General features: G+C 56.3%; 22 protein-coding genes and 1 tRNA gene. 13 read left to right on the top strand and 10 right to left on the bottom strand.

Annotated features, from left to right (window positions below; all coding sequences use genetic code 11):
* Positions 1-7: 7 nt before the first annotated feature.
* Genes AB8880_00800 through AB8880_00790 form a run of 3 tightly spaced genes read right to left on the bottom strand, consistent with a single transcriptional unit; the run spans position 8 to position 1,901 of the window.
* Complete coding sequence (locus AB8880_00800) at positions 8-460, bottom strand: DUF2948 family protein (GenBank protein XDZ65965.1); 453 nt, start codon at positions 458-460, stop codon at positions 8-10.
* Between the two features lie 6 nt (positions 461-466).
* Positions 467-1,723 carry a UDP-N-acetylglucosamine 1-carboxyvinyltransferase gene (gene murA / locus AB8880_00795; protein ID XDZ65964.1) on the bottom strand — a complete coding sequence of 419 codons (1,257 nt, stop codon included), beginning with the start codon at positions 1,721-1,723 and terminating at the stop codon, positions 467-469.
* A complete protein-coding gene (locus tag AB8880_00790; protein XDZ65963.1) occupies positions 1,716-1,901 on the bottom strand; it encodes a hypothetical protein in 186 nt (61 codons plus the stop codon). The genes murA and AB8880_00790 overlap by 8 nt, the downstream gene beginning before the upstream one ends.
* Before the next feature lie 172 nt (positions 1,902-2,073).
* Here AB8880_00790 and AB8880_00785 point away from each other — a divergent pair, with 172 nt between their 5' ends.
* From AB8880_00785 to AB8880_00755, 7 genes are all read left to right on the top strand, one after another.
* The gene (locus AB8880_00785; protein ID XDZ65962.1) at positions 2,074-2,817 is read left to right on the top strand and encodes a TVP38/TMEM64 family protein; all 744 of its coding nucleotides are present in this window, start codon (positions 2,074-2,076) and stop codon (positions 2,815-2,817) included.
* The gene (locus AB8880_00780) at positions 2,814-4,232 is read left to right on the top strand and encodes an NAD(P)/FAD-dependent oxidoreductase (GenBank protein ID XDZ65961.1); all 1,419 of its coding nucleotides are present in this window, start codon (positions 2,814-2,816) and stop codon (positions 4,230-4,232) included. Before AB8880_00785 ends, AB8880_00780 begins: the two co-directional genes overlap by 4 nt.
* 87 nt (positions 4,233-4,319) lie before the next feature.
* Positions 4,320-4,395 (top strand) — tRNA-Thr (locus tag AB8880_00775).
* A gap of 168 nt (positions 4,396-4,563) precedes the next feature.
* Positions 4,564-5,877: a hypothetical protein gene (locus tag AB8880_00770; protein XDZ65960.1), complete on the top strand. Its 1,314-nt coding sequence runs from the start codon at positions 4,564-4,566 to the stop codon at positions 5,875-5,877.
* 191 nt (positions 5,878-6,068) lie between these two features.
* Positions 6,069-7,286 (top strand): MFS transporter, encoded by a 1,218-nt coding sequence (locus AB8880_00765; protein ID XDZ65959.1) that lies wholly within the window; start codon positions 6,069-6,071, stop codon positions 7,284-7,286.
* A 17-nt stretch (positions 7,287-7,303) separates the two neighbouring features.
* Positions 7,304-7,816: a hypothetical protein gene (locus AB8880_00760; GenBank protein ID XDZ65958.1), complete on the top strand. Its 513-nt coding sequence runs from the start codon at positions 7,304-7,306 to the stop codon at positions 7,814-7,816.
* The gene (locus AB8880_00755) at positions 7,809-8,645 is read left to right on the top strand and encodes a folate-binding protein YgfZ (protein ID XDZ65957.1); all 837 of its coding nucleotides are present in this window, start codon (positions 7,809-7,811) and stop codon (positions 8,643-8,645) included. Before AB8880_00760 ends, AB8880_00755 begins: the two co-directional genes overlap by 8 nt.
* Before the next feature lie 33 nt (positions 8,646-8,678).
* Here the strand turns inward: AB8880_00755 and AB8880_00750 are convergent, their stop codons facing one another.
* Both AB8880_00750 and AB8880_00745 read right to left on the bottom strand, forming a co-directional pair.
* Positions 8,679-9,461, bottom strand: a complete 783-nt coding sequence (locus tag AB8880_00750) for a 3-hydroxybutyrate dehydrogenase (GenBank protein XDZ65956.1) — start codon at positions 9,459-9,461, stop codon at positions 8,679-8,681.
* A 20-nt stretch (positions 9,462-9,481) separates the two neighbouring features.
* Positions 9,482-9,661 carry a DUF1192 family protein gene (locus tag AB8880_00745; protein ID XDZ65955.1) on the bottom strand — a complete coding sequence of 60 codons (180 nt, stop codon included), beginning with the start codon at positions 9,659-9,661 and terminating at the stop codon, positions 9,482-9,484.
* 143 nt (positions 9,662-9,804) lie between these two features.
* Here AB8880_00745 and AB8880_00740 point away from each other — a divergent pair, with 143 nt between their 5' ends.
* On the top strand, positions 9,805-10,371 hold the full coding sequence (locus AB8880_00740; protein XDZ65954.1) for a DUF1013 domain-containing protein: 567 nt from the start codon (positions 9,805-9,807) through the stop codon (positions 10,369-10,371).
* A gap of 10 nt (positions 10,372-10,381) precedes the next feature.
* Here AB8880_00740 and AB8880_00735 read toward each other — a convergent pair whose 3' ends face one another.
* Positions 10,382-12,283 (bottom strand): propionyl-CoA synthetase, encoded by a 1,902-nt coding sequence (locus tag AB8880_00735; GenBank protein XDZ65953.1) that lies wholly within the window; start codon positions 12,281-12,283, stop codon positions 10,382-10,384.
* A 140-nt stretch (positions 12,284-12,423) separates the two neighbouring features.
* On the opposite strand from AB8880_00735, the gene AB8880_00730 reads away from it, so the two are divergent.
* The 3 genes from AB8880_00730 to AB8880_00720 all read left to right on the top strand — a co-directional run bounded on the left by AB8880_00730 (position 12,424) and on the right by AB8880_00720 (position 14,264).
* Positions 12,424-12,645, top strand: a complete 222-nt coding sequence (locus AB8880_00730; protein XDZ65952.1) for a YdcH family protein — start codon at positions 12,424-12,426, stop codon at positions 12,643-12,645.
* A 76-nt stretch (positions 12,646-12,721) separates the two neighbouring features.
* A complete protein-coding gene (gene purE, locus AB8880_00725; protein XDZ65951.1) occupies positions 12,722-13,183 on the top strand; it encodes a 5-(carboxyamino)imidazole ribonucleotide mutase in 462 nt (153 codons plus the stop codon).
* Entirely contained in the window at positions 13,176-14,264 is a 1,089-nt protein-coding gene (locus AB8880_00720) for a 5-(carboxyamino)imidazole ribonucleotide synthase (GenBank protein ID XDZ65950.1), read from the top strand. Before purE ends, AB8880_00720 begins: the two co-directional genes overlap by 8 nt.
* Positions 14,265-14,271: 7 nt before the next feature.
* Here AB8880_00720 and metA read toward each other — a convergent pair whose 3' ends face one another.
* Positions 14,272-15,192, bottom strand: a complete 921-nt coding sequence (metA, locus tag AB8880_00715) for a homoserine O-succinyltransferase (GenBank protein XDZ65949.1) — start codon at positions 15,190-15,192, stop codon at positions 14,272-14,274.
* A 53-nt stretch (positions 15,193-15,245) separates the two neighbouring features.
* Complete coding sequence (locus AB8880_00710; protein ID XDZ65948.1) at positions 15,246-15,890, bottom strand: COQ9 family protein; 645 nt, start codon at positions 15,888-15,890, stop codon at positions 15,246-15,248.
* Between the two features lie 173 nt (positions 15,891-16,063).
* Between AB8880_00710 and rpsU the strand changes: the two genes are divergently transcribed.
* Together rpsU and AB8880_00700 are read left to right on the top strand one after the other, a co-directional pair.
* The gene (gene rpsU, locus AB8880_00705) at positions 16,064-16,267 is read left to right on the top strand and encodes a 30S ribosomal protein S21 (GenBank protein ID XDZ65947.1); all 204 of its coding nucleotides are present in this window, start codon (positions 16,064-16,066) and stop codon (positions 16,265-16,267) included.
* Between the two features lie 108 nt (positions 16,268-16,375).
* A complete protein-coding gene (locus AB8880_00700) occupies positions 16,376-16,819 on the top strand; it encodes a GNAT family acetyltransferase (GenBank protein ID XDZ65946.1) in 444 nt (147 codons plus the stop codon).
* 85 nt (positions 16,820-16,904) lie between these two features.
* On the opposite strand, the gene AB8880_00695 is transcribed toward AB8880_00700, so the two are convergent.
* Together AB8880_00695 and AB8880_00690 are read right to left on the bottom strand one after the other, a co-directional pair.
* The gene (locus AB8880_00695) at positions 16,905-18,278 is read right to left on the bottom strand and encodes an NAD(P)(+) transhydrogenase (Re/Si-specific) subunit beta (GenBank protein XDZ65945.1); all 1,374 of its coding nucleotides are present in this window, start codon (positions 18,276-18,278) and stop codon (positions 16,905-16,907) included.
* Positions 18,279-18,293: 15 nt separating this feature from the next.
* Positions 18,294-19,862, bottom strand: coding sequence for a Re/Si-specific NAD(P)(+) transhydrogenase subunit alpha (locus AB8880_00690; protein XDZ65944.1), 1,569 nt, complete (start codon positions 19,860-19,862; stop codon positions 18,294-18,296).
* Positions 19,863-19,881: the final 19 nt, after the last annotated feature.

Here is a 19,881-nt window from a genome sequence, read left to right as displayed (position 1 = left end):
ATCCCGTTCAGCCTTCATCCACGTCGTGGGCAGGCTGAAAATGTGTCTGCCAACCTTCCCCCAGATCAGCGGCATAAACATTTATTCCGTCACATTCAAGCCTGACTGTTGCCGCACCGGAAAATATTACCTCAAGCATGGTGCCTTCAGCGCGGATGGCAAGCAGAATAAGCACATCATCACGGTCTTTCGGGGAGAAACCCCGTCGCTGCAGGCGTTGAACCCCGCCGATATGAACACCCATCAGCCGTCGCCGCATCTCCCCCGATGATTCCCTGAGGTGCCGGGCGGCCACAAAAAGAAACTGGCCTTCGCCTGCATCATACCCCATATCACCGATCAATACCGTGGCATCCTGCAAAAGCGAGGACAGGACGTTGAGATCTTCACCATCCTTGACGATCAGCCTGGCCAGATCCGTTCCGGGGGCGCCGCCCTTGCTCATGTCACTGCCTGTCATGATCTTCTATCCTCGTTCCCGCGTGATCCGGGCTCCACAGGCGGAGAGTTTTTCTTCAAGCCTGTCATAGCCCCGGTCAAGGTGGTAGACACGGCCGATCACCGTGGTGCCTCTGGCCACCAGACCTGCCTGAACCAGCGAAACCGAGGCGCGAAGATCGGTCGCCATCACCTGAGCACCGAGAAGATGCTCAACACCGGAAACCCGGGCCAGCCCCCCCGATACCTGGATATCAGCCCCAAGGCGAACCAGTTCAGGGACATGCATGAAACGGTTTTCAAAAATCGTTTCTGAAATTTCGCTCGTTCCATCGGCAATGCACATCATCGCCATGAACTGGGCCTGAAGATCGGTCGCGAACCCGGGATAGGGTGCGGTGGTGACGTTAACCGGCCTTGGCCTGCCCTGCCCTCGCACCCGCAGACTGGTCGCCATTAAATCAATCTGGGCGCCGCTCGCACGCATGACCTCAATCAATGCCCCAAGATGCTGCGGCTGGCATCCGGTGAGCGTGATATCCCCTTCGGTCATGGCAGCTGCCAGCGCGAATGTCCCGGCTTCAATACGGTCAGCCACCACGGCATGGCGGCAACCTTTGAGGCTGCTGACCCCTTCAACCTCGATGGTCCCGGACCCATGGCCGGTAATTTTCGCCCCCATGGCATTAAGGCAGTCGGCAAGATCCGTGATTTCCGGCTCCCTTGCCGCGTTGACCAGCCGACTGGTGCCATCTGCAAGCACGGCCGCCATCAGCGCATTTTCCGTGGCCCCGACGCTGACAAAGGGAAACGTGATCTTACCCCCCTTGAGCCCATCGGGTGCCGTCGCAACGACATACCCGTCTTCAAGTTCCACCCTGGCGCCAAGAGCTTTCATGGCCATGATATGAATATCCACCGGTCTTGTGCCGATGGCGCAGCCACCGGGCATGGAAACCCGGGCCTCGCCAAAACGTGCCAGAAGCGGGCCAAGCACCAGCACCGATGCCCGCATCTTGCGGACAATATCGTATGGCGCGAAGGTCACCGGTGCCGCATTTGGGGAAAAGGTGACGGTCTCCCCCTCTCTCGTGCTGCTGATGCCAAGATGATCAAGCAGTTCAGCCATGCAATCGGTATCGGCAAGTTCCGGGAGATTTTCCAGCACGAGCGGTGTTTCAGCCATGAGGCTGGTTGCCATCAGGGGAAGTGCCGCGTTCTTGGCTCCGGAAATGGCAATCCTGCCTTCGAGTCGCGTGCCACCTTCAATCCGGAGCTTATCCATTGCTGTTTTCCTTATCTTTTCCGGCGGCGGCGATGTCACTGGCATGACGCCCGCGTTTCTGCGCCTTGCGGCGATGGAGATTTGCCCGCAACGCTTCCGCAAGGCGAGATTCACGCTTCTGCCTTTCGGATTGAGCCTGGGAGTTAGGGCACTGCTCGCCCTGGTTCTTGTCGGTCATGGCACATATATTCATATTGTTCGTGATCACCATAAACTTTGCCATATCAAAGGCCAAGAATTTTCCCTAGCATGGCGTCATGTCAGAATTATGGCTTCACCCTTCACGGATTTGTGAATTGCCGCAGATCAAGGGGCTCGTTAGGGTAGACGCGATCATATGGGAACGTGTTATGTCACCTGTATCAGATACATCCCCGGAACATCGGCAGCCGCACCGGCTGCGGCGTCTTCTCCCCTTGGGGATACTTCTTCTTGGCCTCGTGTTGTTCTTTGCCTTTGATCTTGATGATATTTTCAGTTTTGCTGCGTTGAGCCAGCATTACACGGCAATCACCTCCTGGGTTGCGGAGAACACAATCCTGGCCTGGGGCGGGTTCATGCTGGCCTATACGCTGGCCGTGGCCTTCTCGCTGCCCGTGGCAACGCTCCTGACACTTGCGGGCGGCGCGATCATCGGCTGGCCGGCCGTGCTGCTGGTGGTAACGTCGGCCACCGCCGGGGCCCTGATCCTTTTTCTCGCGGCCAAGGGCGCACTGGCCGACAGCCTGACCCGCAAGGCCGGGCCGTTCATCTCGCGGATCAAGGCCGGGTTTGACCAGTCCCCCTTTCTCTGGCTCCTGGCGCTGAGGCTGATACCCGCGGCCCCTTTCTGGGTGGTGAATATTGTGCCGGCGGCACTGGGGATGAAGACAAGAGATTTCCTTTTCGCCACCTTTATCGGCATTTTCCCCGGCACCTCGGTCTATATCTGGGTCGGGCGCGGGTTTGACACGGTGCTCGCCAGTGGCCGGACACCGGATACAAGCAGCCTTGCCCGGCCTGAGATCATCCTGCCGCTGACGGCGCTGGGATGCCTTGCGCTGGTGCCGATGGTGGTGAAATTCATCAAATCCCGAAAGGATGCGTCGCTGTGAAAACCCTGACTACGGATATCTGCATCATTGGCGGCGGCTCCGGCGGCCTCAGCCTGGCGGCGGGCGCTGTCCAGATGGGGGCCGATGTGATGCTTTTCGAGGGGCATCGCATGGGGGGTGACTGCCTCAATTACGGCTGTGTTCCGTCAAAAGCGATGCTGGCGGCGGCCAAAATGGCCAAATCGGCCAGAGGCAATGCGGCCATGGGGATCAAGGGGGCGGCGGCCGAGGTGGATTTTGCCGCCGTCAAGGACCATGTCGCCGATGTCATTGCCGGGATCGCCCCACATGATTCGCCGGAAAGGTTCCGCGGGCTCGGGGTCAAGGTTATCGAAGACTATGCCGGTTTTACGAGCCCTGATACCGTAACCGGAGGCGGTTATACAGTTCGGGCAAAACGGTTTGTCATCGCCACGGGATCCTCCCCGCTTGTCCCGCCCATCCCCGGTCTTGCCGATATCCCCTTTCATACCAATGAGACGATTTTTGCAGATCGCACCCTGCCCGAACATCTCATCATTATCGGCGGCGGCCCGATCGGGGTTGAAATGGCGCAGGCGCATCAGCGGCTCGGGTCGAAGGTGACGCTCATCGAAGCTGCCCCTTCCATCATGATCCGGGATCATCCCGATCTCGTGGACACACTTCGGCGATGCCTAACTGAAGACGGGATTACGCTGATCGAAGGCGTCGGCGTTACCGCGGTTGGCGGCAAGGCAGGTGCCATCCGGGTTGAGCTTGAGGGGAATGATGCCATTCGGGGAAGTCATCTGCTGGTGGCAACAGGCCGGAAGCCCAATCTTGAGCGGCTCAATCTTGAGGCGGCTGGAGTTGATCACAATCGTGCCGGCATCATCACCGACCGGCGCCTCAGATCCAGCAACCGGCGCGTCTATGCCATGGGCGATGCGGCCGGGCGCCACCAGTTCACCCATGCGGCGAGCTATCATGCGGGGATCGTGATCCGGAATATCCTCTTCCGAATTCCGGCAAAGGTTGATGATGCCATCATGCCCTGGGTCACCTATACGGACCCTGAACTTGCGCATGTCGGTCTTGGCGAGGCTGACGCAAAGGCCCGCAATATCACCTACCGGACTGTCAGCTCGTCTCTTGCCGAAAATGACCGTGCCCGGGCGGAACGGCGCGGTGAAGGCCGCATCATTGCCCTTACGGATAAAAAGGGATTTATTCTTGGCGCCAGCATTCTTGCCCCCCATGCCGGTGAGATGATACAGCCCTGGGCGCTGGCCATCTCAAAGCGCCTGAAAATCAGTGCCATGGCCTCCTATATCGCGCCCTATCCCACCTATGGCGAAGCTTCCAAACGTGCCGCTGGCGCCTATTTCACCGAAGCCCTTTTTTCAGCACGGACACGGCGTCTTGTGCGGCTGTTGCTGAAACTGCCGTTCTGACATTCCGGGCCCTTTACCGGCGGATTGGAACCAAGGAGCGACGAGGGGCTTGCATCCCCCGGCCGGTGCTGATAATAAAGCGGCAATGCTGCTGTAGCTCAGTCGGTAGAGCACTCCCTTGGTAAGGGAGAGGTCGATGGTTCAAATCCATTCAGCAGCACCAGCACCCTATTGATTTAGCTGGTAAATTTTCAGGTTTTTTCAAGCTTTGTCCTCACCGCGCTGGCACAGCGTTAGAGTGATTTTTATGCTTTTAGTATTTTTCAACTTTTGAGGTCGAGTTTCCGTCCCGGGTGCGATTAAGCATCTGTACTCAAGGGGAGACAAAAAATTGAGAAATGTATTCGACCAGTATTCCCAAAATGAGAATAAACTTACTCATGCACTGTTTGCGGCATTGAATAATGATCCAGATCTGCTGGCCTGCTTTATAAAAAATATTTGTGGTGTTTCGCCCCCGAAATCACCTGAACTGCAAATTTGCGTACAAACATATCCTTGGGCTAAAAATTATCCAGACGGCGACAGCAAGGCCAGGAATATACGGAATATACCAGATGCGTGGATTTTCGATGAAAAGTCTGAATTTACCATGGTTTTTGAAGCGAAGATCACGGCGCCCCTTGATGAAAATCAATTGAAAGGACATGAAGACATTGCGAAAAAATACAGACCGGAATCCAACTCCATGTATTTCTTCACAATCGTTGGCACAATCCCAACCCCTGGAACAAGGGAAAATGCAAAATCTGGAGCATGGACGGAATTATACTGGTCAGACATTTATCTTTGGCTACGCAAGAAACCTTGCAAGAAACCTTCAATATGGGCGAAACACGCGGCCGATTTCTTTGAACTGCTGGAAACACGCATGATGAAGGATGGAAAGATGCATAACACAGCGATCACAGAGTTTGATGGATTTCCAAAATTTGAAAACGATTATAGCTATTCGGTTGCCAAGTTGAAGCTTCGACAAGCAATGGCTAAACTTCGAGAAAATACCGATCTTATAACTCGATTGGGTATGGACCCGGAACACAAAGGACGTGCCTCAATCACAGGTTCCCGTGAACGGGGCGTCTGGGATATTATCAAGTTAAACAGTGGTCCAGAAGAAAAGAGTTCCGATAAATTTATGCATTTGACGCTTTCTTTGAGTGAAACGGATGTGATGGCTGAGATTACGATTCCTAACGGGCTTAACGGACCGCCCAGGAAACGTCTTAAAGAACTGGGGAAAGACGGGTTTAGAGACGTATGCTTAATGATTCTCAATAAGATGGATCATATTCTGCGCGATAATGAAAAGGCCACGCCCAAGGTCGGCGGGTATCAGAGACGCTACAAGTCACAAGGGGCCGTCCCAGATGAGGATGCAATACTGCGTTTTGACCTGCGCACAGCATTAGTCACTGGCGCTGGAAGCCGCCAAGAGCAAAAGTTTCAACCCAAGTTTCAACCCCAATGGTTGGATGCGTTGTATGATGTGTTTATTTCCCATAAGTCTAATTTCCAGTTTGGGATTGGGATCAGTTTTAAACATAATGATTGCCCCAAAATCCATACACCAGAGTCCTTGAAATTGATTGCAGATACCTGGCTTGCATGCGAGCCACTGATTTCATTATGCAAAAATGAATAACTCAGCAGCACCAGCCTTTTCATACCGTTTCGCGGGCTCCTTCCAATAAAGGTATCAGGTCAATCGCGTGCAGGCTTGGCAGGGGCCGGGTTTAGGTGCAGTATGTCCCCAAGCTTCCGGCCATGTAACGCCGCGCCGGGGCTGCAGCCGTTTTTTCTCCAACCCGCCCGATTGATCAAGGCCGCCCCGACATGTCGTCGATCTTCCCTTCGAAAGACTTTATCCTCGATCAATGGAGATTCCTTCTTTTCGGTTTCCTCCTCGCGTTTTTCTCAGGCCCGGGGCAGACATTCTATATCTCCCTTTTTTCAGGCGTGATCCGTGAAGATCTTGCGCTCAGCCACGGGGAATTCGGCACGCTCTACGCCATCGGCACGCTGGCCAGCGCCGCCACCCTTATCCCGCTCGGCCGGCTGGTGGATACGATCCGGCTCAGGATAATCGCCACGGCGATCATTCTTGGTCTTGCGCTGGCCGCGCTGTTCTTTTCTTTTGTCAGCAGCGTTGCGATGCTGGCGGCGGGGATCTATTTCCTGCGGCTCAGCGGCCAGGGGATGATGACCCATCTTTACGCCACCGCCATGACACGGCGCTATGTGGCGGAACGTGGCCGGGCGCTGGCTTTTGCCACTTTCGGGCATCCGGTGTCGGAATTTCTGTTGCCTATACTCGCTTTTGCCCTGCTGACGCTCTATGACTGGCGGCAGGTCTGGCAGATCACGGCGGCGACGGTGCTGATCGTCATGATCCCGGCCGCACTTTCCCTGACCGAGCGCCGCGAAGGCCAGGATGGCGGCGGCGTGGACGCGATGGCGGCTGGACGTGACGGCCAGCACTGGACACGCAAAGAGATGCTCCTGCACTGGCGGTTCTGGATGCTCACCGGCATCGTGATGGCACCAAGTTTCACCTCAACCGGGCTCTTTTTCCATCAACTCTATATCGCCGAGCAGAAGATGGTCGCGCTTGATCTATGGGTCAGCGGATACGCGTTTTACGCCAGCATGAGCATCCTTGGCGCCTTTCTCGGTGGCGGGGTCGCTGACCGTTTCACCAGCGCCAGAACAACCCCTTTTGCGGTGATGTCCATCACGCTTATCCCCTGCCTTCTTTACATGGTCGGGCCGGGGGTGATGATCTATCTCTATTTCATCGTCTTCGGGCTGATCCAGGGGCTGGTGCATACAGTGGCAACCCCGATCTGGGCGGAAATCTACGGCACAAGGCATCTTGGCGGCATCAAGGCGATCACCGCGGCATTGATGGTCTTTGCATCGGCGATGTCGCCTGTTACGCTTGGACTGATGATCGATGGCGGCTACCCGTTCGGCGCGTTGCTTCTTGTGCTGGGTATTGTCCCGTTGCTGGCTGGAACATTCGGCCTCATCGCGGTAAAAACAAAAGCATGATCAGGATGGCCGGAGAGATGATGGGACTGAAAAACTCAAACTGGCTGATTTCATTTGCAATGCCTGGCCTTGCCATGGCGTTTTTTGCAGGACCTGCCCTTGCCGGATCATCGGATACCGCGAACTCGTGGAACGGCATCTGGTTCGAGTGTGAATTCGCGTCACGTACCAGCCCGCCCGGCGATGGTTGCGCGATGCTGGATGATGACGGGTTCATCTTTGAAGGAAACACGGTTACCTATATCAAGGTCATCGACAGCACGGAGACGGATGCCTGCAAGAAACAGCGCGCCGGCCAGTGTTTCAGGGCAGATGCCCCTGCCATCACGGTCACCCGCAACAGGAAAGGGGAGGCGGAATTCACCCCCGGCACCATCGGCATTCGTTTCATTGGCTGCACCCAGGTTTTCCACACCACTCAACTGGCGGATTATATAGAAGCGAAACCGGATGCGTCGCGGTGTTTTTGGGCCGGGGAAAAGCATTTCTATCTTCGCCGTTATAATGGCATGGTACGTTTCGATGGCTGAACCTTCTCGTTGTTTTCTGCCCGAACGGGGGCTGATCTCGATCCGCGGACCTGAGGCTGCGGAATTTCTTCACGATCTGGTGACGGCGGATATCTGCGGTCTGCCTGAAGGAATGGTGCGGCCCGCGGCCCTGCTCACCCCGCAGGGGCGTATTCTTCATGATCTGCTCATCAGCCGTGATGACGGCGGATTTCTGATCGAATGTGATACAAATGGGCGAGGTGATCTCCTGCGGCGGTTCAAGCTCTTCCGGCTTCGGCGCAAGCTTGATCTTGAAGAGACTGACCTGCCTGTCCATGCCAGCATCAATGGCGCCGGCCTCAAAGATGAACGCTTTGCCCAAGATGTCTTCCGCCTTTACGGCGATCCCGCCCTTCCTGCCGACGGGGATACTGATGACTGGAAGAGGTTCCGCTGGCGTCACGGCGTGCCGGAAGGCGGCCGCGATCTTCCCTCCGAGAAGGCGTTGCCACTCGAGGCAAGACTGGACCTTAACAACGGGATCAGTTTTGAGAAAGGCTGCTATGTCGGCCAGGAAGTCACGGCGCGGACCCGCTATCGCGGCCTGGTGAAGCGGAGCTATGTTCCTGTACATGCCGACCGGATGATTGATGCCCCGGCAGACATAGAGGTGGAAGGAAAGCAGGCCGGGCTTCTTCTTGATACCGTCCGCGATGGTGAAGGATGTCTTGGACTGGCCTCGCTCAGGCTGGAATATCTGCGGGAGGAAAGTCGTGTCTACCTATCAGGAGGGGTTGCGATCACGCCCTTTTTCCCGGACCGGCTCCTGCCTCTTCCTGGAGATACTACCGCCGATGAGAGAGGATAGCGGGCATTCGAGGTTTTCGCTTGCCCGGGTAATTTATTGCGCAGTCCAGGCACCATCGATTGGCATGGCTGTGCCGGTTATGCTGGCCGCCCCCTCACCTTCGATGAGAAACCGGACCAGATCACCGATTTCCTCTACCGTGACAAACCGCTCATTGGGCTGACGTTCACCAACAATGGCGCGGGCTTCTTCATCACGGGTGGTGCCATTGGCCGCCATTCGTGCCTCGATCTGGGCTTCCACCAGCGGGGTCCGAACCCAGGCAGGGCAGATCGCGTTGCAGGTAACCCCGGACGTCGCCGCCTCCAGCGCCACCGCCTTTGTCAGGCCTACAAGCCCGTGCTTGGCGGCGATATAGGCCGTCTTGTTCACTGATGCGATCAGCCCATGCACCGATGAGATATTGATGATCCGGCCAAAGTTCCTCTCTTTCATCCCCTTGAGCACCGCGGCAATGGTATGGAAACTTGCCGACAGATTTACCGCGATGATCTCGTCCCATTTTTCGGGTGGAAATGTCTCAATCGGGGCAACATGCTGGATCCCGGCATTGTTCACCAGCCCGTCTATCCGGCCCAGAACTTCTTCGGCCTCCGCCATCATCGCGCGGATCGCCCCGGCATCGCGCATATCACCATCAAAATAATGGCAGCTTTCAGCGCCTAGACCGGCAAGTTCAGCTTTGACGGCGTTAACCGTGCTGGCATCCGCAAGACCATTGAACGCGACATGATGACCGGCCGACGCAAGTTTCCGTGCAATCCCAAGCCCGATACCACTGGTGGCACCGGTAACAAAAACAGCATATCCTGGCATGAAAACTCCCTCTTATATATCTAGGATTTGAACAGGTTTTCGGCCGCCGAACGTACATCGCCCTTGCCATCCAGAACAGCATCAATGCGGCGAACTTCCTCCAGCAGGCGCAGTTTATAGGCGTTAAGATCTTCAATATTCCAACGCTCCAGCTCTCCCGGGGGATGAGCTGGCCTGAAGGCTTCAAATTCATCTTCCATGATCCCCTCCATCGCTCGAATGAAATACCAGTCTAGGACGAGGCCGAAATCTTTGCAATTTTTTGACGCAATCCCTATTTATAGTGTATGAGATGTTCACTCCGGCGCCGACCGCGCCAAAACCTATTTGTCCAGGAGCCACGATGTCTGATCTGCTTATGCCAAAAGCCACCGCTGTATGGCTGATTGATAACACCGCATTGACCTTTGCTCAGATTGCAGATTTCTGTGCTTTGCATGATCTTGAAGTTCAGGCCATCGCTGATGGGGATGTCGGCGCCGGCATCCAGGGCTATAATCCCATCCTGAACAAGCAGTTGTCCGAAGATGAGATCAAGCGCTGCGAAGCTGATCCTTCTGCCAGGCTCAGCCGGGAGAGTTCTGCCCTGCCCGAGCCGACGGCCCGCACCAAAGGGCCGCGCTATGTGCCCCTGGCCCGCCGCGGCGACAAGCCCGACGCTATTGCCTGGATCGTCAAGCATCATCCAAATATCAAGGATAGCCAGATTTCAAAACTGATCGGCACCACTAAGGATACGATCGGCAAGATCAGGGACCGTTCCCACTGGAATATTGCCAATATTTCAGCCAAGCATCCGGTCATGCTCGGGCTGTGCAGCCAGCAGGATCTGGATATGGCGATCGAGAAATCAGGCGGCACACCTCAGGCACCCGAAGATCAGGTGGCAAACATTTCCGAGTTGCCCTAGGTTTCAGCCCCTATCCCTTGCGGGGATAACCGATAGATGCAAGAACAATCGTGATCTCATCTAGGATGGCGGGATCATCAATCGTAGCCGGTATCGGATAGTCCACTCCATCCGCGATTTTCTGCATCGTGCCGCGGAGGATTTTACCTGACCGTGTTTTCGGCAGACGCTGGGCAATGACCCCTTCCTTGAAGGCTGCTACCGGGCCGATCCGTTCACGCACCATCTTGACGCATTCGGCGATGATCTCATCCCCGGCGCGATTGACGCCTGCCTTCAGCACCAGAAAACCAAGCGGCACCTGCCCCTTGAGTGCATCCGCCGCCCCGACAACGGCGCATTCCGCCACATCGGGATGGCTTGCCAGAACTTCTTCCATCCCGCCGGTGGAAAGACGATGGCCTGCGACATTGATGATGTCATCTGTGCGGGACATGACATAGACATATCCGTCTTCATCGAGGTATCCTGCATCACCGGTCTTGTAATAGCCGGGATATTCCGCCATGTAGCTTTCCTTAAAGCGATCATCGTTGTTCCATAACGTCGGCAGGCTTCCCGGCGGCATGGGCAGTTTGACCACAATCGCCCCGATTTCGCCAGCGGCAACCGGATGACCTGCTGGATCCAGCACCTGAATATCCCAGCTTGGGACCGCGCGCCCCGGGCTCCCCACCCTGACGGGGGATTTATCGATACCAAGGCAGGTGGCCGCAATGGACCAGCCGGTTTCCGTCTGCCACCAGTGGTCAATAACCGGCACCCCGAGATGGCGTTGCAGCCATTCAAGCGTATCCGGATCACAGCGCTCACCGGCGACAAACTGGGCCCGATAATGGCTGAGGTCATGGTTCTTCAGCAACGCGCCATCGGGATCTTCTTTCTTGATGGCCCGGATAGCCGTTGGCGCCGTGAACATCACCCTGACCTTATGCTCGGCAATAACACGCCAGTAAGCCGCGGCATCGGGCGTGCCGACCGGCTTGCCTTCATAGAGGACGGTAGTGCACCCGGCAAACAGTGGCGCATAGACAATATAGGAATGGCCGACAACCCAGCCGATATCCGATGCCGCCCAGAAAACATCCCCCGGATCGGTATCATAGATATTTTTCATGGACCACTTGAGGGCCACGATATGGGCGGCGGTGGAGCGCACCACCCCCTTGGGGACACCGGTTGTGCCGGATGTATAGAGAATATAGCAGGGATCACTGCTGTCCACGGGCACACAATCCGCCGGCGCGACACCTTCATGCGCTTCATGCCATTCGATATCACGCCCATCAATGAGGGGAGCGATAACCTGCTCACGCTGAAAGACGATACAGTACTCAGGCTTATGTTTGCTCAAGTCGATCGCTTCATCGAGGAGAGGTTTGTATTCCACCACCCGGCTCGGCTCGATCCCGCAGGATGCCGAGACAATCAGTTTCGGCGTGCAGTCATCAATTCTCTTGGCCAGCTCGTTGGCGGCAAACCCGCCGAACACAACCGAATGCACGGCACCAATACGGACAACGGCCAGCATGGCGACAATCGCCTCAGGTATCATGGGCATGTAGATGATGACACGATCGCCATAGCCGACACCGCGGGACTTCAACACCCCGGCAAAATGCGCGATTTTCTGCTGCATTTCGGCATAAGTGTAGCTTGCCTTTGTATTGGTGACCGGACTGTCGTAAATCAGGGCCGGCTGATCACCGCGGCCATGTTGAACATGAACATCAATGGCGTTATGGCAGGTATTGACCTTGCCACCTTCAAACCAGCGATAGAAAGGGGGGTTATCGTCATTGAGGATGCGGTTGTAAGGTTCAATCCAGGTGATATCCTCTGCCGCTTCCGCCCAGAACGCTTGCGGATCTGCTTTGGCGGCGGCGGTAATCTCATCAAAACGATCAGTCATGGTCAAAGCGCCTCAATTCTCGTATAATATTCATGTTCCGGTCAGCGGAAGTCATTATTCTGGCTGTTCATACAGTCTGGTGCAAGTCAATTAAGGGTGGAGTTCGCCTAGACCGGTAACGGATCAGGTATCCGATAATCATGGACGAAAGCAACGATCTGGCAAAGCAGCAGGAGATGCTGCGAAAAAAACTGGAGCAGATAACACTTGAGCACCGTGACCTTGACGAAGTGATCGAGGACATGGCGCGCAACCCTTCATGCGACATGATCAAGCTCCAGCGGCTCAAGAAACGCAAACTGGCCATCAAGGATGAAATACGCCAGCTGCACCAGCGGCTGTTGCCAGATATCATCGCCTGAATTACAGTCGCATTTTACGAAAAAACAGTCGAGGCACAGGAATATGGGGGCATCTGAAATTTGCGTAGGTATCTGCATGGGCAGCCAATCCGACTGGCCAACCATGCGTCATGCCGCAGAGATGCTGGACCAGTTCGGCATCGCTTATGAGAAAAAGATCACGTCTGCCCATCGCACGCCAAAACGGATGGCAACCTATGCCGAAGAAGCCCGCGCCAGAGGGATCAAGGTGATTATCGCCGGGGCAGGCGGGGCCGCTCATCTGCCGGGCATGATCGCGGCCCATACGACGCTGCCGGTTCTCGGCGTGCCGGTTGAATCCGCTGCCCTCAAGGGGATGGACTCGCTTCTTTCGATTGTTCAGATGCCCGCCGGCGTTCCGGTCGGCACGCTTGCCATCGGCAAGGCCGGGGCGGCAAATGCCGGCCTTCTGGCCGCCAGCATCATCAGCCTCGACGATACCGGTATCGCCGAGAAACTCGCCCGCTGGCGTCAGGACCAGACAGCCGGGGTCATGGAAGAACCCCAGGATGACTAGTGCTACGAGCTTAGTGCTTCCCGAAGGATCAGTCATTGGCATTTTGGGCGGTGGCCAGCTCGGCCGGATGACCGCCATCGCGGCAGCAGAACTCGGCTATCGTTGCCATGTCTTTGCCCCTGAAGGTGATGCCCCTGCAACGGATATTGCCATGACCTCCACACGCGCAGCCTATGAAGATGAGGATGCGCTCGCCGCTTTTGCCGATAGCGTGGACACGATCACCAGCGAATTTGAAAACGTCCCCGCCGAGACCATGGAGTTTCTCGGCCAAAGGCGGCCGGTCAGCCCCGGGGCTGAGGCATTGCGCGTCGCCCAGCACCGGATTGCCGAAAAATCGCTCGCGGCAAAACTGGGGATAGCGACGCCGCGTTTTGCGGCCATCGCCCGGGCCGACCAGATCGCAGAACCGCTGGCCGACATGCCCAATGGAGCCATTCTCAAAACCTGCCGCTTCGGCTATGACGGCAAAGGCCAGATGCCGGTGATGGCGGCAGGCGAAGCCGATCAGGCTTTTGATGCCCTCCGGTCGGATGACTGCATTCTTGAAGAGCGGATCGATTTCATTGCCGAGGTCAGTTTTCTGATTGCCCGCACCGAAAATGGTGAGACCGCTCTTTTCCCGCCAAGCCTCAACACCCATAAGGCCGGAATTCTCGATACATCGACGGCACCGGCGGATCGAGACATTGTCTCTCTCGCGCTGGTTCGTGAAGGGGGTGAGGCGGCACTGGCGCTTGCCGATCATCTTGCGCTGACCGGGCTCTTGGCGGTGGAAATGTTCGTAAAAGACAACAGGCTCATCTTCAACGAGATGGCACCGCGCCCGCATAATTCCTTCCACTGGACGATTGAAGGCGCCGAGACAAGCCAGTTTGCCCAGCTGGTGCGCGCCATCACGGGCCTTCCCCTTGGCTCAACCAAAGCCACCGGGGTCTGGCAGATGGAAAACATCCTCGGCCAGGATATGGAAAAACTTGACTTAGCGATGGGGCAGCCTGGCGCCTATATTCACCGCTACGGCAAGGCGGCCGCACGCCCGGGCCGGAAGATGGCCCATATCACCCGGCAGTTGAGCTGATCAGCCTTCAGCGCTCGGCCAGTTTTTCAAGATCAAACGGCGTGGCCTGATAGAGATCATGGATCCAGTTTGTCATGAAAAGATAGGCAAACGGCCGCCAGAAATTTGTTGGGGGCCTTGATGGATCATCGCCCGGAAAATAATTCACCGGCAAGGCTGTCCCGAGGCCGGTTTCACTATCCCGGCTATATTCGGCACCAAGTGTTTCCGCGTCATATTCCAGATGATTGAAAATGAAGATATCCCCTGATTTGCTGTCGCGCACCATGCCGGGGCCGGAATCGCGGCTTTCAGCCAGAAGGTCAAGCTCGGGGATGGCCAGTATCTCATCCCGCAGATTGGTGGTGTAGCGTGATACCGGCATGGGGAACAGATCCGTGAACCCTTTCATCAGACGAGAGGTGTTCTCGGTCACCAGATGATCGTAGATGCCGAAGACCTTGCTTTCCAGCTGATGCTTTTCAAGCCCGTAGAAATGATAGAGCAGAGCCTGCGCCCCCCAGCAGATCCCAAGTCGGCGGAAACAGTGCTGTTGAGACCAGTCAAAGATTTCCTTGAGTTCGGGCCAGTAGTTCACCTCCGTAAAGGGCAGCGTTTCCACCGGTGCCCCGGTGACCAGAATGGCATCGAAATATTCATCCCTGATATCATCAAGGCTGCGGTAATAGCGCCTGAGATAGCCGGGTTCGGTATTCTTGGGCGTGTAGCTCGCCGTCGCCATGAGGGTAAGCTCAATCTGCAGGGGCGAGTTACCAAGAAGCCGGGCGAACTGAATCTCCGTTTCCTTCTTTTTCGGCATCAGGTTGAGCAGAAGAATTCTGAGCGGGCGGATATCCTGTTTCAGCGCGGCATCGGAAATGATGAGATCCACGTTCTCATCTTCAAGTACCGATCGCGCCGGCAGATCATGTTGAATCTTGATGGGCATGGGTTATGGTCTGTAACGGTCAATTTCCGGGGGATGGATGAAAGGACGCTGGATCAGCTGGAATGCCGCATCGGCATTCGGCTGAACATCCGGCCCGCCATCTTGAGCCCCATCGCCGCGGCTTTCCGAGCCGGTGCGGTAATTTTCGGGATGAGGGCGACTTCGCGCAGCCGCTGGTCAAGAAACGTCTCCATCCGCTGACGATCCGCCGACGGGTTGGCCACCCAGTAAAGAAGCGTCGCCGAATAGACACCAGCAAGTGTCGCCCGTTTTGTGTAAAAGGAAAAATCAACCGCGCCGTCTCCGGTCAGCCGCCAGATCCGGTCCACGGTACGGTAAAGCGTTTTTGCCGCCAGCGGTGCATGTGGCGGGCGGGCAAGAATCCGCAATGCTGTGGCCACCGCCTCACGATGCGGGGCGGCACCATCCAGCCGGCACAGAATGGCTTCACGGATGATCGATGTGATGCCCGTTGGTCGCGGATCAAGCTGGTCCAGTGCCACGGCCATATCCTGGTCAGCAAGATGGGTAAAGTGATCAATGGCATCGATCGGGCCACCTGGCAGGAGAGTGCGCGCGTCATCATCGCTGATGCCACATTCCTGGGCTGCCGCAGTTATTGCAGCATCGCTCCAGCCATCAAAAGGCACATGGATGAGCATCGCGCGGACAAGTTCATCCTTATCTGTATCAGCCATTATCACTCTCCTTGTCCTATTTATATAGTATCGGGGGCCGGGGATTGGAAGTCCTAATCCGTCACAGCCTGGATCAGGCTTTAGGGTTTGCCATCCAGATCAAGTATGGTATAAGAGGCGCTTCCGGCCACAAGGCCATAACCATTTATCCATCTGAAAGGATGTGAAAGCCAGTGTTCGTAACCGTTCGGGACAATAATGTTGATCAGGCCCTGCGCGTATTGAAAAAGAAAATGCAGCGCGAAGGACTTTTCCGTGAGATGAAAAACCGTCGTTCCTATGAAAAGCCATCGGAGCGTCGCGCCCGGGAAGCCGCCGAATCAACCCGCCGTGTTCGCAAGCTCATGCGCAAGCGCATGGAACGTGAAGGATTCTAGTTTCCTGGAATTCTCCACATCAGGTTTTGTAAAACTGTCGGATGAAGCCACCCCCCGGGTGGCTTTTTCTTTTTCGGAATTTGCGATTTCGGCCTTATACTTACGATCATGACTGATTCGATCCATATACGAAGCTACGATGACAGCGATGAAGAGGCGGTATGCGCGCTCTGGAAACGTGTATTTCCGGATGATCCCCCCTGGAACGAGCCCAAAGCCATGCTTGCGCAAAAAAAATCCTTTCAGGCCGAAGGTCTGCTGGTTGGCGAAGATAAGGGACGTATCGTTGCCGCGGTCATGGCTGGCTATGACGGCCATCGCGGCTGGATAAACGCCATGGCGGTGGACCCGGCCCATCGCGCCAAAGGGTATGGCAAGGAGTTGATTGATGCGGCCATCGCCAAACTTGAAGACATGGGGGCGGTCAAGGTCAACCTCCAGGTTCGAGGCAACAACATGGCCTTGAGGCGGTATTACGAAAGCCTTGGCTTCGAAGTTGAAGACCGGATTTCAATGAGCATGCTGACGCGCCGCGGCGAGGAAATGGCCTGAACCTTCCGTCACCCCGCCCGACCCGAAACCTGAAGAGGAAAAAGGCGAGGTCTCCCTCGCCTTCTTTAATTTGACTTCTTTAGGCTTAGGATATCTGTGAGAGCAGATTATCGACGCTGGCCTTGGCATCGCCATAGAACATGCGTGTATTTTCCTTGAAGAAAAGCGGGTTCTCAATCCCGGAATATCCCGTGCCCTGTCCACGTTTGGACACAAAGACCTGCTTTGCCTTCCAGACTTCCAGAACCGGCATTCCGGCAATCGGGGAATTGGGATCTTCCTGGGCGGCCGGATTGACGATATCGTTCGATCCCACCACGATCACCACATCGGTATTCGGGAAATCCTCGTTGATTTCGTCCATTTCAAGGACGATATCATAAGGCACCTTGGCCTCGGCGAGCAGCACGTTCATGTGCCCGGGCAGACGCCCTGCCACCGGATGAATGGCAAAGCGAACGTTCTTGCCTTGCGCCCTCAGCCGCCGTGTTAGCTCGGAGATCGACTGCTGGGCCTGGGCCACGGCCATCCCGTAGCCGGGCACGATGATGATGCTGTCGGCGTCATCAAGCGCCGCCACAACACCATCGGCGTCGATGGCGATCTGCTCACCTTCAATTTCCATGGCAGGCCCTTTGGCATCTCCCCATCCGCCAAGGATGACCGACACGAAATGGCGGTTCATGGCCTTGCACATGATGTAGGAAAGGATCGCGCCGGAAGAGCCTACCAGTGCCCCGGTAACGATCAGGAGATCATTGCCAAGCAGGAAGCCTGTCGCCGCCGCCGCCCAGCCCGAATAGGAATTGAGCATCGAGACAACCACCGGCATATCCGCGCCGCCAATCGCCATGACCAGATGCACACCAAGCACAAGCGCAAGGGCCGTCATGACATATAGCGTCCATGATCCGGCATGGTTCATATACATGACCATGAGAACAAGCGACACCACAACAAGTGCAATATTGAGAAGATTTCGGCCAGGCAGGATCAGCGCCTTACCATCAATCCTGCCAGCAAGTTTCCCATAGGCAATGATCGAGCCGGTGAAGGTCACCGCACCGATGAACACCCCGAGGAAGATTTCCACTTCATGGATGATCCGCTCGGCCTGGCTTGCAAAATCATGCACCGTCAGATCAGAATTGATCCCGATGAAGACAGCGGCAAGACCGACGAAGGAATGCAGCGCCGCCACCAGTTGCGGCATGCCGGTCATCTCCACCCGCATGGCGACAACAGCCCCGATGATCGTTCCGATGACGATCGCCCCAATCAGCACCATGCTCAACGGTACCGATGGGCCAGCCACGGTTGCAAGCACGGCTATGGTCATCCCGATAATGCCGTACCACACCGCGCGTTTGGCGCTTTCCTGATTGGACAACCCGCCAAGAGACAGAATAAAAAGAACTGTTGCCGAAATATACGCGGCGGCCTGAATACCAAAAACCATATCTACACCCCCGCCTTAGGACTTCTTGAACATCTGAAGCATGCGGCGCGTCACCATGAACCCGCCAACAATATTGATCGTTGCGATCAGCACCGATATGGCCGCCAGTGCCGTGACAACCGAATTTCCTGTATCAAGCTGCAGCAATGCGCCGAGAATGATGATCCCCGAAATCGCATTTGTTACCGCCATCAGCGGCGTATGCAGCGAATGCGCCACCCCCCAGATCACCTGAAAGCCCACGAAGACCGCCAGCACGAAGACAATGAAATGCTGCATGAAACTTGGCGGTGCATAGATGCCGATCAGGGCCATCAGAAGACCGCCCAGAACAAGCAATCCTGCCTGCTGACGTCCGGCCCGGGCCATGGCGGCCGCTTCTTCGGCGGCGATCTCTTCGGGTGTCTTCTGGGGTGTTTTTTCCGGTTTCTTTGAGGCAATTGCCTGAACTTTCGGCGGCGGCGGCGGATAGGTGATCTCTCCTGCGAAGGTCACCGTGGCCCCGCGGATGACGTCATCTTCCATATCATGGACCAGGACGCCATCTTTCCCAGGTGTAAGATCCGACACCATATGCCGGATATTCGTGGCATAGAGCGTGGAGGCCTGGGTGGCCATCCGTGACGGGAAGTCCGTATAGCCGATGATGGTCACCTCGTTATCCGTGATGATCTTTTGATCGGCAACGGTGAGTTTACAGTTGCCGCCCTTTTCGGCTGCCAGATCGACGATCACCGATCCTGGCTTCATCGCGGCCACCATATCAGGCGTCCAGAGTTCAGGCGCGTCCCTGTTCGGGATCAAGGCCGTGGTGATGACAATGTCAATTTCCGGGGCCTGTTCACGAAAGAGCGCCAGCTGCTTTTCACGAAATTCAGGGCTGGACGGGGCTGCGTAACCGCCGGAGGCCGCGCCATCCTGGCTGTCCTCGAAATCAAGGAAGAGAAATTCCGCGCCCATGGATTCGATCTGTTCGGCCACTTCAGGCCGGACATCAAAGGCACGGACAATCGCCCCGAGAGACTGCGCTGTCCCAATCGCGGCAAGCCCGGCCACGCCGGCACCAATAACAAGCACCTTGGCAGGCGGCACCTTGCCCGCGGCCGTGACCTGACCGGTGAAGAACCGGCCGAAATTGTTGCCAGCTTCGATAACCGCACGGTAGCCTGCAATATTCGCCATGGAGGAGAGCGCGTCCATCTTCTGGGCCCGGGAAATCCGCGGCACCATTTCCATGGCAATGACATTGATGCCCTGTTTCCTGGCCTGCTCGAGTGCCGCCGCATCACCCGCCGGGTTGAAAAATCCGATGAGAGTCTGGCCCTTTTTCAGCAGTTTGAGCTCATCGGTGGTGGTGGGGCGGACCTTGGCCACCACGTCGACCTTGGCGAAAAGATCCTTCGCCGACTCCACCACTGTCACGCCAGCTTCCGCATAGGACGCATCTGAAAACCGCGCCGCTTCGCCTGCGCCAGCCTCGATAAAGCAGTCATGACCCAGTTTCTGAAGCTGACGCGCCGAATCCGGCGTCATGGCAACCCGCGCTTCACCTGCCATGATCTCCTTGGGGGCACCTATCCGCATCACATCGCTCCGATATCAA

The sequence above is a fragment of the Alphaproteobacteria bacterium LSUCC0684 genome (assembly GCA_041228335.1).
In the GTDB taxonomy this organism is placed as follows: domain Bacteria; phylum Pseudomonadota; class Alphaproteobacteria; order Puniceispirillales; family UBA1172.
The sequence above is the reverse complement of the archived record's forward strand: the minus strand, read 5'-3'. Positions and strand labels throughout refer to the sequence as shown.

Bases quoted from the DNA above. Each gene is read 5' to 3' on its own strand.
- AB8880_00730 (XDZ65952.1), top strand. From the start codon at position 12,424: ATGGACGAAAGCAACGATCTGGCAAAGCAGCAGGAGATGCTGCGAAAA.
- AB8880_00695 (XDZ65945.1), bottom strand. From the start codon at position 18,278: ATGGTTTTTGGTATTCAGGCCGCCGCGTATATTTCGGCAACAGTTCTT.
- AB8880_00750 (XDZ65956.1), bottom strand. From the start codon at position 9,461: ATGCCAGGATATGCTGTTTTTGTTACCGGTGCCACCAGTGGTATCGGG.
- murA (XDZ65964.1), bottom strand. From the start codon at position 1,723: ATGGATAAGCTCCGGATTGAAGGTGGCACGCGACTCGAAGGCAGGATT.
- purE (XDZ65951.1), top strand. From the start codon at position 12,722: ATGGGCAGCCAATCCGACTGGCCAACCATGCGTCATGCCGCAGAGATG.
- AB8880_00765 (XDZ65959.1), top strand. From the start codon at position 6,069: ATGTCGTCGATCTTCCCTTCGAAAGACTTTATCCTCGATCAATGGAGA.
- AB8880_00790 (XDZ65963.1), bottom strand. From the start codon at position 1,901: ATGACCGACAAGAACCAGGGCGAGCAGTGCCCTAACTCCCAGGCTCAA.
- AB8880_00745 (XDZ65955.1), bottom strand. From the start codon at position 9,661: ATGGAAGATGAATTTGAAGCCTTCAGGCCAGCTCATCCCCCGGGAGAG.
- AB8880_00700 (XDZ65946.1), top strand. From the start codon at position 16,376: ATGACTGATTCGATCCATATACGAAGCTACGATGACAGCGATGAAGAG.
- AB8880_00720 (XDZ65950.1), top strand. From the start codon at position 13,176: ATGACTAGTGCTACGAGCTTAGTGCTTCCCGAAGGATCAGTCATTGGC.
- metA (XDZ65949.1), bottom strand. From the start codon at position 15,192: ATGCCCATCAAGATTCAACATGATCTGCCGGCGCGATCGGTACTTGAA.
- AB8880_00710 (XDZ65948.1), bottom strand. From the start codon at position 15,890: ATGGCTGATACAGATAAGGATGAACTTGTCCGCGCGATGCTCATCCAT.
- AB8880_00740 (XDZ65954.1), top strand. From the start codon at position 9,805: ATGTCTGATCTGCTTATGCCAAAAGCCACCGCTGTATGGCTGATTGAT.
- AB8880_00690 (XDZ65944.1), bottom strand. From the start codon at position 19,862: ATGCGGATAGGTGCCCCCAAGGAGATCATGGCAGGTGAAGCGCGGGTT.
- AB8880_00735 (XDZ65953.1), bottom strand. From the start codon at position 12,283: ATGACTGATCGTTTTGATGAGATTACCGCCGCCGCCAAAGCAGATCCG.
- AB8880_00785 (XDZ65962.1), top strand. From the start codon at position 2,074: ATGTCACCTGTATCAGATACATCCCCGGAACATCGGCAGCCGCACCGG.
- AB8880_00800 (XDZ65965.1), bottom strand. From the start codon at position 460: ATGACAGGCAGTGACATGAGCAAGGGCGGCGCCCCCGGAACGGATCTG.
- AB8880_00755 (XDZ65957.1), top strand. From the start codon at position 7,809: ATGGCTGAACCTTCTCGTTGTTTTCTGCCCGAACGGGGGCTGATCTCG.
- AB8880_00760 (XDZ65958.1), top strand. From the start codon at position 7,304: ATGATGGGACTGAAAAACTCAAACTGGCTGATTTCATTTGCAATGCCT.